The organism is Pedobacter sp. N36a (assembly GCF_014472395.1).
Taxonomy (GTDB): Bacteria; Bacteroidota; Bacteroidia; order Sphingobacteriales; family Sphingobacteriaceae; genus Pedobacter.
Window position 1 is genome coordinate 207,460 of record NZ_JACSZW010000006.1, and the last position, 13,918, is coordinate 221,377.

Annotated in this window: 8 protein-coding genes; all 8 read left to right on the forward strand. The window is 43.0% G+C overall.

Going from position 1 to position 13,918, the window contains the following annotated elements; translation table 11 throughout:
- Positions 1-141 precede the first annotated feature (141 nt).
- A complete protein-coding gene (locus H9X96_RS13855; protein ID WP_187666866.1) occupies positions 142-1,023 on the forward strand; it encodes an AraC family transcriptional regulator in 882 nt (293 codons plus the stop codon).
- A gap of 238 nt (positions 1,024-1,261) precedes the next feature.
- Positions 1,262-3,352, forward strand: coding sequence for a SusC/RagA family TonB-linked outer membrane protein (locus H9X96_RS13860; protein ID WP_255431112.1), 2,091 nt, complete (start codon positions 1,262-1,264; stop codon positions 3,350-3,352).
- Positions 3,353-4,396 carry a hypothetical protein gene (locus H9X96_RS22925; protein WP_255431113.1) on the forward strand — a complete coding sequence of 348 codons (1,044 nt, stop codon included), beginning with the start codon at positions 3,353-3,355 and terminating at the stop codon, positions 4,394-4,396.
- A 10-nt stretch (positions 4,397-4,406) separates the two neighbouring features.
- Positions 4,407-5,954, forward strand: coding sequence for a RagB/SusD family nutrient uptake outer membrane protein (locus tag H9X96_RS13865; protein ID WP_187666867.1), 1,548 nt, complete (start codon positions 4,407-4,409; stop codon positions 5,952-5,954).
- A 10-nt stretch (positions 5,955-5,964) separates the two neighbouring features.
- Positions 5,965-6,711 carry a hypothetical protein gene (locus H9X96_RS13870; protein WP_187666868.1) on the forward strand — a complete coding sequence of 249 codons (747 nt, stop codon included), beginning with the start codon at positions 5,965-5,967 and terminating at the stop codon, positions 6,709-6,711.
- 5 nt (positions 6,712-6,716) lie between these two features.
- A complete protein-coding gene (locus tag H9X96_RS13875; RefSeq protein ID WP_187666869.1) occupies positions 6,717-9,176 on the forward strand; it encodes a glycoside hydrolase family 2 TIM barrel-domain containing protein in 2,460 nt (819 codons plus the stop codon).
- Between the two features lie 3 nt (positions 9,177-9,179).
- Positions 9,180-11,759 carry a glycoside hydrolase N-terminal domain-containing protein gene (locus H9X96_RS13880; protein WP_187666870.1) on the forward strand — a complete coding sequence of 860 codons (2,580 nt, stop codon included), beginning with the start codon at positions 9,180-9,182 and terminating at the stop codon, positions 11,757-11,759.
- A 14-nt stretch (positions 11,760-11,773) separates the two neighbouring features.
- A complete protein-coding gene (locus tag H9X96_RS13885; RefSeq protein ID WP_187666871.1) occupies positions 11,774-13,915 on the forward strand; it encodes a TIM-barrel domain-containing protein in 2,142 nt (713 codons plus the stop codon).
- The last annotated feature ends 3 nt before the right edge of the window (positions 13,916-13,918 follow it).

Below are 13,918 nucleotides of genomic sequence, written 5' to 3' on the forward strand. Positions count from 1 at the left end.
TATCGCTGGAAATGTTTTTCAGGATCCCTCATCACTATTATGTGCTGGCATTAGTGCCGGTCATGAGCTGATCGCAGCCCTGGTGTATCCAATAAACGTGCTGGTAGCGCCTCTAGGATTTCAAAAAAACAACTATTGATTATGAAAGCACAACTACTAAAAGTATCTATGGCTCCTGCGCAATCATTTAGTATCAGACAGGATGTCGAACCATTTGTCAACAATAAATGGCATTACCACCAGGAGTTAGAGTTGATTTACTTTAATGAAGGTAAGGGCACTCAGTTTATCGGTGATAACATTCAGTCTTTTAATTCTGGAGACATCATTCTGGTAGGTGCGAATTTGCCGCATTACTGGAGATTTGAGGATGCCTATTTTGAAGGTGGCGAAAAGAGCGGTACTGCAGATGTGAAGGTCGCTCATTTCAGTGAAGATCTTTGGGGAGATTTCTTTTTAAACCTGCCGGAAAATAGAGCCTTAAAAGATGTGATGGAGAAATCCAAAAGAGGTGTGAAGGTGACTGGGAAAAATAAAGAAATGGTAGCGACATTACTTACCCGAATGCTGGAAGCAGAAGGAGCGGAAAGGATCATCATGTTGATGCAGGCCTTACTGGAAATCGCGAAATGTGGTGAACTGGAAACCCTGGCTTCTGTAGGGTTTCAGTACGACCTGGAGCAGGTAGAGAAAGACCGCATCAGCGACATCTATGAATATACGTATGCAAATTTCAGGAATAAGATCTGTCTGGAGGAAATTGCCGATGTGGCCAGGATCAGCCCAAATTCTTTCTGCCGTTATTTTAAATCGCGCACCAGAAAAACCTATTCTCAGTTTCTGACAGAGATCAAAGTAGGGCAGGCCTGCAAGCTTTTAATTGAAGCGCACCTCAACCTTAAACAAATCTGCTATAATAGTGGCTTTAATAATTTTGCCAGTTTCCATAAGTGTTTTAAAAAAGTAACCGGGAAAAGCCCGCTCTGTTATCAGCGGGAATTTGTAACCGAATATATCAACTAAACAGCAGGCCAATTCTGTTGACAACTACGCCAAACCGACCGACTGATTCCTAAAAAATAATCCGTCCCTTAGATTAACCAAAATAAACTTAAACGAATAATAATGAAAATGACCACCACTACTACAAAGCGCCATAGGGGATATATGGCCTTGCCCTCCTGACCAGCACAATGGCCGGATTCCCGGAATAATTAGCTGAAGATCAATTAAAGTATTTACTCATTTTTAAAACTGAAGTATGAAGGAAATTTATACTATGAACCTCTATTTGTCTAACAAATGGAAACTGTGCACGATCAGGAAGGTTGGCGTCATCATTTTACTTGCCATCGGGATGTTGTTTTCCCCTTCTGTGTATGCACAAACAATTAAAGTAAAAGGCGTAGTGAAGGATGATAAAGGGGTGCCGCTTCCAGGGGTGGGCATCAAAATTAAAGGGACTTCAACGGGTACTTCTACCAATGGTGATGGTCTATACAATATCACAGTACCTAACGCAGCAACGGTATTGGTGTTTAGTTATATCGGCTATATGCCTCAGGAAGAGACAGTAGGTGCTAGAACTACCCTAAATATCAGCCTGAAGGAAGATTTTTCTGATCTGGAGGAGATTGTAGTAACAGGTTATGGTGGGGTGGCTAGAAAGAAAGACCTTACCGGTGCCAGTTCTTCTGTGAATGAAAAGGCGATTAAAGAACGTCAGCCAATTAACCTTTTTGATGCTTTGCAAGGCCAGGCAGCAGGGGTTTTAATTGTGAATGATGGCGGTGGTGCCCCAGGTGCTACAGGTTCTATTCAGATTCGTGGTACTTCTACTTTGAATGGTGGAAATGGACCTTTATATGTAGTAGATGGAGTAATTGACGAGAATGGTGCGAATATCAATCCTGCCGATATGGCCAATATAGAAGTATTAAAAGATGCGGCATCTGCTTCCATCTATGGTTCACGTGCCGCAAATGGTGTAATTTTAATTACGACTAAGAGAGGACAGGAAGGAAAACCTTCCATCGATGTGACTTACAACCATGTATTTGGACGTTTAGCCCATAGTATTCCAATCAGTAACTCTGCGGAAGTACGTGCATTTAGAGCAATCCAAGGCAGAACAAATGCTACAGATTCCCTGAATCCAAGTTTCAATGCTGATAATGACCTGCAGGATATCCTATTAGGTAATCTTGCTCAAAAGAAAGAAGTTAAACTGGGAATTAGTGGTGCCCAAAAAGGATTGAACTATTATACCAGTTTAAATTACCTGGATGATCAATCTATCATTAAAAACAGCTGGGCAAAACGTCTGCAGTCGAGGATAAACATCGGCTATCAGATCTCCCCAAAATTAAAATATTCGAATAATGTGTCCTTCGGCTGGTCTAAAGGAAATGCAATTCCAGTGGGAAATACGATAAAGGTGGTCGTAGACCGACCTGCTTATTCCTTACTTTACTATCCTGACGGAACTTTAACCAGTTATATTGCCTCAAAAAGAAATCCAATTGCTCAGGCTTTATATGAGCGGGATGAGGAGGAGGTGTATTCTGCACAATTGAATAATCAGCTGGATTACTCTTTTACGAAAGACCTGAAGTTTACGACTTTGTTTAATGCAAAATTAGATAATGCCCAGAGTATGTATTTTTCGCCAAGGATCATTTCAGCGAATAAAGATCAGAACTCCGGGAAAAATGAAATGAACAAAACGTTCAGGTATGAATACCAGGCTTTTGTGAATTATAACAGAACAGTGCTAACCGACCATGCTTTTTCTGGTTTGCTGGGTTTTAGTGCAGACAGAAGAAAGTTCGACCGTGTCCATACAGAGTATCAGAATAGTGTGAACGAGGCAATTTTCGTGACGCTTCCAGATTACTTGACGGCCTCTAAAAGTTATACAGATGGAACCGCAAATTCTACGGCTTCTATTTTTAGCAGACTGGGATACAACTATAAAGGACGGTATATCTTACAGGGAACCTATCGTAGAGATGGATCTTCAAGATTCGGATCAGAAAATCGCTGGGGTAATTTCTTTTCTGCTTCTGCAGCTTGGCGTTTCTCTGATGAGAAATTCATGAGCTTTGCAAAACCTTACCTGGAAGATGCAAAACTCCGTTACAGTTTTGGTCAGTTAGGAAACGATAAAATTGGAGATTACGAATCTTATACCAAGTTCGGATTTGCAGGAAACTATAATGGCATTGGTGCTGCGGTGCCCGTTGCAAATTTTGGTAATCCTTACATCAAATGGGAAACCACTACACAGAACAATATTGGAATGGACCTGAGCTTCTTTAAAGGAAGGTTAGGCATCACCGCTGATTATTAAGTGAAAGAAACCAGTAACCTTTTGTACCCAAGAGAATTGGCTAAAGAAACCGGATATAGTACGGTACTGGTGAATGTAGGAACGATACAGTCGAAAGGTTTTGAGTTTGTGGCCACAGGAACACCAATCGCTACCAAAAATTTTGAATGGAGCATCATGGGTAACATCACCTTTGAGCGCGGAAAAGTGAAAAAACTGGCAGGCGGTATTCCACTGTTTGTAGGTAATAAATGGTATGTAGAAGAGGGTGGTAAAATTGGTAACTTTTATGGTTGGAAAAACCTGGGTGTATACCAGTGGAATGAATCGAATGCTTACGATGAAAACTGGAAAAAGCTGACCTTAGTATTAGAGAATGGACAGCCTAAAATTGAGAATGGCAAAGCCGTTTATACTTCAAACGGACAGCCATACACCGGAAATGTACTCAGCAAAAGCGCACCAGATGGTAAGCTAAAAGGTGGTGATGCAGAGTGGGAAGAAGTAAAAGCTGACGGGGTGATTGATGATGAAGATCGTCAGATTCTAGGTAATGCTACTCCTGATTTTTATCTGGGTGTGACGAACAATTTCCGTTACAAAAATATAGCCTTGTCCTTTACTTTCAATGGTTCATTCGGTGGTGAAGTGTACAACTCTCTGCTGCAAACTCAGAATAACCCCTCAAATACCGGTGCCGGATCTCCGGATATGGTTTACAACTCCTGGAGAAAACCTGGTGATATTGCCAAATACCCTTATTACATCGAGAAGAATAACCGTGGAAACCTGAAAACCAATCAGAATAGTTTATATGTAGAAGATGCTTCTTTCTTTAGGTTATCGAGTGCACGCTTATCGTACCAACTCAATGAAAAATGGTCGAAAACTGTTGGCCTGAGAAGGATTACTACTTATGTATATGGCAGCAATTTATTAACCTGGACAAATTACCGAGGTTATGATCCTGAGTTTAGTACCAACAACCCTTTAACCCCGGGTGATGACGTTGGTAAATATCCAAGAAGAAGAGAGTTTGGTTTAGGTATCAATGTTAATTTCTAATAAGATGATGATGAAAAAGATAATCGCGATGTCTGCTTTAGGCGCAGCGTTGTTACTAGGTGGCTGTAAAAAGTTTTTAGATGAAAGACCTTTCAATCAGGTACCCTTAGCGGATTTTTATAAAAATAGATATGATGTGGAAGCTGCAGTTGCAGGGATGTATTCTGGCTTCCAGCAGGAGATGGTGGGTAAAGACCAGTACACAGAAAAGTATATGTATTGGGGAGAATACCGTTCGGATAATTTCGACAGGTTTCTGATCTATACTAAAGATTTTGTGGACGAGGTGGTACTGAATAGTTTAACCCCTACCAATCAGTTTTCGGATTGGACCGGGCTATATTCTGTCATTGGCAGAGCGAATAATAATATTAAATATATTCCGCTGACGGCAACCCTTGATCCGCTGCTGACGCCAGCGATGGTGAACAGCTACCTTTCTCAGACCTATGCCCTGCGTGGCATGAGTTATTTTTACCTGGTTAGGGTTTGGGGTGATGCAGTGGTGAGGCTGGAACCTTATGAAAGTCTGGATGCCGTTGCTGATGAACCTCGGGTGGCTAAGGATAAGGTGATCAATGAAGTGATCATTCCTGATCTCCAGAAAGCTTATGACCTGGTGAAAAAAGGGGATAAGCCTGTGGTGTTCAATATTGGTGAAGCAGCAATCTGTGCTACTATGGCTGATGTATATATGTGGAAGAAAGATTATCCAAATGCCATTAAATGGATCAAGCTTTTATTTGCCGCCAAAGGTCCTACAGGAGCACTGTATACTGGAGCTAGTGAGTTGAATCTGCAGCCTTCTGCGACCTGGAAAAACATGTTTACGGCGCCTGCAAGTAGTATGGAGTCCATTTGGAGCATCCACTGGGATTACCAGAAAAATGGCTGTGCCTGTATGCAGACTTCCTGGACTTCTAACAATAAACAGATTTCTATAGATGAGGGTATTTATGGGACCTGGTTTCAGCCACAAGTAGCGGTAGCCACCAGGACTACAGATATCAGACCAAGACAGACGGCGGATGTGTTTTTTGGAGGGACAAAACCAAACAGGGATCGTTTTGTGAAATGGTATCCAACGGCTGCCAATCCTATTGCTGCAGACCCATGGCCAGCCAGCAACCAATTGCTGCCGGTTTATTTGACAATGTATCGTCTGGGGGATATTTACCTGCTGTATGCAGAAGCATTGAATGCAACTGGTGATTTGCCGAATGCGCTAAAGTACCTAAACTATGTTCGAAAGCGTGCGGTGGTTCCTGAGTATCTGCCTACAGATCCTTTGGTATCCAATCAAATTGCGATGGAAAATGCGATCCTGAACGAAAGACAGCTGGAGCTTTTTGGAGAAGGAAAGAGATGGTTCGACCTGGTTCGTACCAATCATGTGAAAGCAGTGATGGACCCGATCCTTAAACGAAGACAAACGGCTGCCGGAAATATCAGTGCTCCAGGATTTTTGAATCCTGAGCATAAAGTCTACTGGCCATTACATAGAAATGTGCTGAACTCTAATGCTAAACTAAACCAAAACCCTGGTTACACCGATTAATAAAAAGACAATGAATAAGATCAATAGATTACTGAAAAGGTACGCCTTCTTATTGCTGTTCCCATTAACGGGATGCACGTTGTTCGATATGGAACTGCAAAAGAAATACGATTATAATCCTCAAACACTGGATCCGAACATTCACATCTCGGCCAGGAAGTTCTTAGAAGACCGTTCTTATGAAGGCCCGACTAACCTGAGCGATACGGTTTTTAAATGGATGAGAAAAGGTTTGGAATATGCAGAGATTGATCTTGCTGCCTATGAAAAGCAGGGCATGACTTTCATGTTTCTTCACAATGATGCGATTCGTGTTTGGGATGCCAAGACGAATAAGGTGACTGGAGGAATGTGGTTTGATTTCCCTATTATCACCCAGGTGTCTGGTACAGGGGTAATTACAAGCAGGCCTGCCACAAAATGGTCAGATTATCCAAAGGCTGATGTGAAGAATTATTTTCTTTACCTGATGCTGCAGGGGACTTATAACTTCAACAATCTCCGTTTAACGCCCGTTGATGCGCAAACCATGCTGCCTCCAGGAACATTGGCCAGTAAAACTTCTACGCTGGGCTATTTGAATGGGGGAAACGGATTTGATCAGGAAGGTAAAATGAGTTTATCTATTTTAAACAACGATGACCTTGCGCCATTGGTGATTAATAAATTAACGAAAAATAGATCCGGTGGTTATGTGACCACAAATGCCATTGTTCATGTCTATGGCGCCACAGTTTATCCTTACCGACCAGAATAAAATTTATGAGAAGAATAGCTTTAGTCTTTTTTTGCACGATCCTGTTTAATAATGTATTCGCACAACAAAGCCAGCGTTTAACCCAAAATTGGGAATTTCTTAAAGGTGATCTTGGTGGCATTTATGAAGCCATCAGGCCTGTGAAACCTGGAAATCCTGAAAGTGTCCCGGTATGGGAGCAAGTCGTTCTTCCGCATTCTTTCAATGCGAAGGATGCAGTTACTCCCGATGTAAACTATTACCAGGGACCGGGTTGGTACCGGACGCAGCTGACCATTAGCAATCCTTATAAAAACGGAAGAACACTCCTTCATTTTGAAGGGGCAGGGCAGAAAACTAAAGTTTATATCTACGATGTTTTAGTAGCCGAGCATGTTGGCGGTTACGATGAATGGACAGCTGATGTTACCGATGCGGTAACGACTTTCCGTAAAAACCCTTTATTTGAAAAACAGTTTAAAGGAAAGATCCCGGTAGAAATCCGCTCGGATAACTCCCGGGATCTTGAAATGATCCCTTCGGATCTATCAGATTTTAATGTATATGGCGGTTTATACCGTTACCTGAACCTTGTTTATGTACCGCAGGTATCCGCAGAAAAGATTTTTGCTACAGCAAGTGTGGATGCGAAAGGCGCTTTAGGCGCTTTGAAGATCAGTTCAAGATTGCTAAATCCGGATGGCGTAGACACGGTAATGGTCAAATTCCAGGTTAAAGATCCTCAGGGAAAATTGGTAGCTTCTTTTAATAAGCAATGGAAGGCATTTTATGGAAAGAAAGAACTCTGGGAAACCACTTTGAAGAAGCCGAAATTATGGTCTACAGAACATCCAAACCTGTATACTGTAGAAATGAGCATTACTGCCAATGGGGCAACTTCGGTTCATTCGGAGAAAATAGGATTCAGAAATTTTGAGTTTGTTAAAAAAGGGCCTTTTATGCTGAATGGCAAAAGGCTTTTATTACGTGGTACGCACCGTCATGAAGACCATGCGGGTGTAGCGGCAGCGATGACAGAAGATCAGATCCGCGAGGAAATGGTGCTGATGAAAAGTATGGGCGTTAATTTTATCCGCCTCGGTCATTACCAGCAGTCTAGAATTGTACTGGATTTATGTGACAGTTTAGGGATTTTAGTATGGGAAGAGATTCCCTGGTGTCGTGGTGGTTTGGGTGGCGAAAGCTATAAAAACCAGGCGCGTACCATGCTTTGCAATATGGTAGAGCAGCATTACAACCATCCTTCGATTATCATCTGGGGAATGGGGAATGAAAATGATTGGCCGGGAGATTTCTCGGAATTTGATCAGCATAAGATCAGGGAGTTTATGAAAGAACTGAACGACCTTTCACACGTACTGGATCCTTCCAGAAAAACAGCGATCAGAAGATGTGATTTCTGTAAAGACATTGTAGATGTTTACTCACCTTCGATCTGGGCAGGCTGGTACCGTGGGATTTACACGGAATACAAAGAAGTATCCAAACAAGAATTTGATAAAGTAGACCACTTTCTTCATGTCGAATGGGGAGGGGATAGCCATGCAGGCAGACATTCGGAAAGTCCGGATAACGCTTTGAGTCTGGTAACTAAAGGTAAGGGGGCCGATGAGCGTGCAGGTGATGCTTCATTATTTGGCGGCAGTGCACGTGTGTCTAAAGATGGCGATTGGAGTGAAAGTTATATCGTAAATCTGATCGACTGGCATTTGAAAGAGCAGGAAACCATGCCTTGGCTGACTGGTGCTGCTTACTGGCCATTTAAAGATTTTTCTACGCCAGTTCGTCCGGATAATCCGGTTCCTTACATGAACCAAAAAGGAGTGGTAGAGCGTGATTTAACGAAGAAAGAAGCGTTTTATGTGTTCCAGTCTTACTGGACAACAGCGCCAATGATCCATATTTATGGCCATTCCTGGCCGGTAAGATGGGGGGATGCTGCTGAAGAAAAAATGATCAAGGTTTATGCGAACCTGGATGAGGTAGAACTTTTCTTGAACGGTAAAAGCATAGGCAAGAGAAAAAGAAATAGCCAGGACTTTCCTGCTGCGGGTTTAAGGTGGAAGGTCACTTTTATGGAAGGCCAGAATACGATAAAGGCGGTTGGTAAGAAAGATGGAAAGGTGTTTACAGATGAGATCACACAAGAATATCAAACGGCGAAATGGGATAAACCTGCAAAAATGATACTGGAAAAGGTGTCTGCAAAGGATGGGATGGCCACGATTCGGGTTAAAGTATTAGACAAGAACAATATCTTGTGTTTGGATGCGCAAAACTATGTCAGCTTTGGTATTACTGGCGACGGTACTTTGATTGATGATTTGGGAACTGCCCGCGGCTCTAGAAAAATACAGCTTGGAAATGGCCGTGCAGAGATCAGCATCAAAATGAATAAAGGAAAGAGTGTAGCGAGTGTAAAAGCTGATGGATTGCCTTCTGCATTTGTGGAAATAAACGAATAGAACATGAAGAAACTGTATGTCTGCTTAGGGGTCTTGTCCATTTCGATGAATGCTGCTGCACAGCAGCCTTTAAAATTATGGTATGACCGCCCGGCGAAAGTATGGGAAGAAGCCTTGCCGCTTGGCAATGGTAAAACGGGTGCCATGGTGTATGGTCGTGTAAACCGGGAAAGAATCCCTTTAAACGACCATACACTATGGTCTGGCTATCCAGATCCAGGAAATAATCCGGCAGGGCCGAGCGTATTGCCAGAAGTACGTAAAGCAATTGAAGAAGGCAAATATGAGGAAGCCACACAGCTTTGGCGTAAAATGCAGGGCCCTTATTCGGCAAGGTATCTTCCCTTAGGAGATTTGTACCTGCAGTTTAATCAGAAAGATAGTATTCCTACTGAATACAACAGAGCGCTGAGTCTGGACAATGCCATCGCTACAGTGAATTATTCATTGGATGGTGTAGACTATAAAAGAGAAGTCTTTACCAGTTTTCCGGGAAAGGTATTGATGATGCGCATTACGGCAAGTAAGCCGGGTTCGATCAGTTTTAATACAGGGTTAATTAGTAAACTGCGTTTTAAGACTGCTGCGGTTTCTGGGAAGGAATTGATCTTGAAAGGAAAGGCGCCAAAGTTTGTCGCAAACAGGGATTACGAGCCGAAGCAGGTAGAGTATGATGAAAAAGAAGGGATGACTTTTGAGATCCGGATGAGGGTCAAAAATGAAGGTGGAACGCTAAAAGCAGCTGGGGATCAGCTGGTCGTTCAAAAGGCGAATGCAGTGACGATCTATTTAACAGAAGCGACCAGCTTTAACGGCTTTGATCAATCTCCAGGGCTTGCTGGGAAAGATCCTTCCATAGCCAGCATGGCAGCTATGAATGCCGTGTTTGGAAAAAGTTATGCCGTTTTGAAAGCGCAGCACATTAAAGATTATCAGCAGCTTTTTAACCGGGTGAAATTTGAGCTGAAAGGGAATGCGCTTGCCGAAAAGCTGACTACGGAGGAACGTTTAAAGCAATATGCAAGTACTAAAAATGATCAAGGTTTGCAAGCTTTATATTATCAGTTTGGCCGATACTTGATGATTGCCTGTTCCCGCCCGGGATCTCGTCCATCGAACCTTCAGGGGATTTGGAACGACCATGTACAACCGCCATGGGGGAGTAATTACACCACCAATATCAATACGGAAATGAATTACTGGCTGGCAGAAAATGCCAACCTTTCGGAATGCCATCAGCCATTGTTTGATTTTATGAAAGAACTGGCAGTGAATGGGGCAAAGACCGCTAAAGTAAATTACAATATAGACAAGGGCTGGGTAGCCCACCACAATTCTGACCTTTGGGCAAAAACATCTCCTCCCGGAGGCTATGACTGGGATCCTAAAGGGGCACCAAGATGGACGGCCTGGCCGATGAGCGGTGCTTGGTTCAGTACACATTTGTTTGAGCATTACCAGTTTACCGGCGACAAATTGTTTTTAAGCAAAACCGCTTACCCTTTGATGAAAGGGGCTGCGGAATTTATGCTGCAATGGCTGATCAAAGATGATCAGAGTGGTTACCTGGTGACCAGTCCATCCACTTCTCCGGAAAATACAGTTAAAATTCAAGGTAAAGAATACCAGCTTTCCAAAGCTTCAACGATGGATATGTCGATCCTTAGAGAATTGTTTACGGACATCATCCGTACCACTGAGGTCTTAAATATAGATGCGCCTTTCAGAAATGAACTGATCCAAGCGCGTGAAAAGTTATATCCTTTCCACATCGGACAGTATGGTCAGGTACAGGAATGGTTTCAGGATTGGGACGATCCAAAAGATCAGCACCGTCACATTTCTCATTTGTTCAGCCTGTTTCCTGGCAATCAGATTTCTGTTTTTGAAACACCTGAGTTAGCCAGTGCGGCAAAACAAAGCCTGGTTTTTAGAGGTGATGTGAGCACAGGATGGTCTATGGCCTGGAAAATTAATTGGTGGGCGAGGCTGCAGGATGGCAATCATGCTTATAAAATACTGGAAGATGCTTTCACTTACATCGATCCGACCTTGACGAAAGCTCAGATGAGCGGAGGAGGTACTTATCCGAACCTTTTTGATGCACATCCTCCATTCCAGATTGATGGCAACTTTGGAGCAACGGCAGGAATTACAGAGATGCTATTGCAGAGTCAGGATGGGATGATCAGTCTGTTGCCGGCATTACCGGATGCCTGGTCTTCCGGCAGTATTCAGGGGATTAAGGCCAGAGGAAATTTTGTGATCGGAATGAATTGGAAGGATGGAAAATTAAGGGAGGCAACGATCAAATCTGAAATCGGAGGGAATTGCAGATTGAGAACCTTACAGCCGGTTAGAATTGTAGCCCTAGATGCGGCTGGTACTCCTTTAGGTGGTGCTAATGCCTTAAATGTAAGCTCCGCTGCAGGGGAAAACAGCAACCGATTAACGCAAAAACCTTACGTACCTGCTTATAAGAATGTTTCAAAGGCAGTGTTGAAAAAATTAACAGTACCTGAGGGCTATGTTTTTGATTTTAAGACTGAAAAAAATAAGACTTACAAAGTATACACCCTATAAAACAGTTAAAGATTATGTTTAAAATCATTTTGATTTGTACTGTATTTTTACTGAGTTGTCTTTTTTTAAATGCACAAACTATCGCCTGGGAATTGGTGGCTCCAGGTGTTTGGAAAGGGACGGTTGGCCGTCCTGAAAGTTATAATTTATTGACGGCTTCGGGCGTCAAACCGTATGCCGCCGGTTTAAAGCAAATGGGTTCGGCAGCATTCCCGATGGTACAGCAGCAGGTCGTTGCCCAGTTAAAAGATGGAAAAACCTATTTAAGTTTCCCCCTGAAAAAGGAGGAGCAGCTGTTTGGTTTCGGTTTAAATTTTCAAACTGTTCATCAGCGTGGAAAGATTCTGGAACTGCATGTGGATCATTTTGGTGGGAAAGACAATGGCCGGACGCATTCGCCAAGCCCTTTTTATGTGTCCTCGGATGGTTATGGAGTTTTTATAAATTCTGCCCGCTACCTGAAAGTTTATGCAGGAACCGGGGTTCGGAGAGACAGTGAAAATGCAGCGCCTGCCAAAGACCGGAATACTGATAAAAGCTGGGCTTCCCGTCCATATTCGGATGCTGTAGAATTTCTGGTGCCAGCAGAAGGCGTAGAGTTTTATGTATTTGCTGGTCCCACGCCATTAAAAGCGGTGAGCCGTTACAATTTATTCAATGGCGGCGGTCCTTTGCCTCCGCGCTGGGGATTGGGCTTTACACAGCGTGTAAAAACTCTTTTTAGCGCGGAAGAGGTAGAAAAAGAAGCCGATACCTTTGCAGAAAAAGGCTTTCCCTTGGATTTTATTGGTTTAGAACCCGGCTGGCAAAGCAAAGCTTATCCTTGTTCCTTTGAATGGGATAAGGGCAGATTTCCGAATCCTGCAGGCTTTGTGAGCGATATGCTCAAAAAAGGAATCAGACTGAATTTATGGACCAATCCTTACGTTTCACCGGAATCTCCAATTTACAAAGCGATCAAGCCATTTACCGCAGACCATACCGTTTGGTTAGGTACAATACCTGATCTGACGATGCCCGAGGCACAGCAGCAGCTGTTTGGTCAATTGAAAAAGAGCCAGGTTACTATTGGTGTGAGCGGCTATAAATTTGATGAAGTGGATGGTTACGACCATTATTTATGGCCGGATGTGACCACATTTCCCTCCGAAAAATCTGCGGAACAAATGCGTCAGACTTATGGTTTGCTGATCCAGCGTTACAGTACCGACCTTTTTCGGGAGCGCAATCAGCGTACTTATGGCCTGGTTCGTGGCTCCAATGGTGGCGGAACATCTTTTCCTTATGTGATCTATAATGATTATTACAACCATGAAGACTTTATCACCGCTTTAATCAATAGCAGTTTTGCCGGTGTATTATGGACCCCAGAAGTTAGGGCCTCTAAAACGGGAGAAGAATGGCTGCGCAGGATGCAATCGGTCGTGTTCTCGCCAATGGCGATGATCAATGCCTGGTCTAGCGGTACAAAACCATGGTCTTATCCGGAAGTAGAAAAACAAGTGAAAGACATGGCTCTTTTGCGGATGCAAATGATGCCTTATTGGTATAGTGAGTTTGCAAAATATCATTTTCAAGGAATTCCTCCTTTCCGTGCAATGAATTTGGAGCCTGGTTTTAATTCCGGAATTGATAAAGAAGTGAGAAATGCGAATTTGGAAGAGAATCCTTACGTAGATGCGGTTACTAAAGAAGTAAAAGATCAATATATGGCCGGGGAGTACTTATTGGTGGCGCCAATGTTTGCCGGAAAAACAACACGTACGGTGATCCTTCCCAAAGGAAAATGGTTCGACTTTTATACAGGTGATTTTGTAGGTGATGGTCAGTTGATTACCGTTACACCAGGCTTAGATCGCATACCTGTGTATGTGAAAGATGGTGGCATCATACCAATGGGGCCAGCTTTAATGCATGCCCCGAAACCTACCGATAAGCTTGATCTGGAGATCAGGTATTATGGTTCGAAACCTGGAACCTATCAGCTGTATGATGATGATGGCGAGAGTTTTGATTATGAAAAAGGTGCTTATAGCTTCAGGGAGATTAAAATGGAAGGTGGAAAATATGGGAAATTGAAAAGTTCAATCAGCACAGCTGTGAAGGGGAAACCGAATACACTGAATAAGATCAGTTTTAAAGCAATGACAAAATAGATG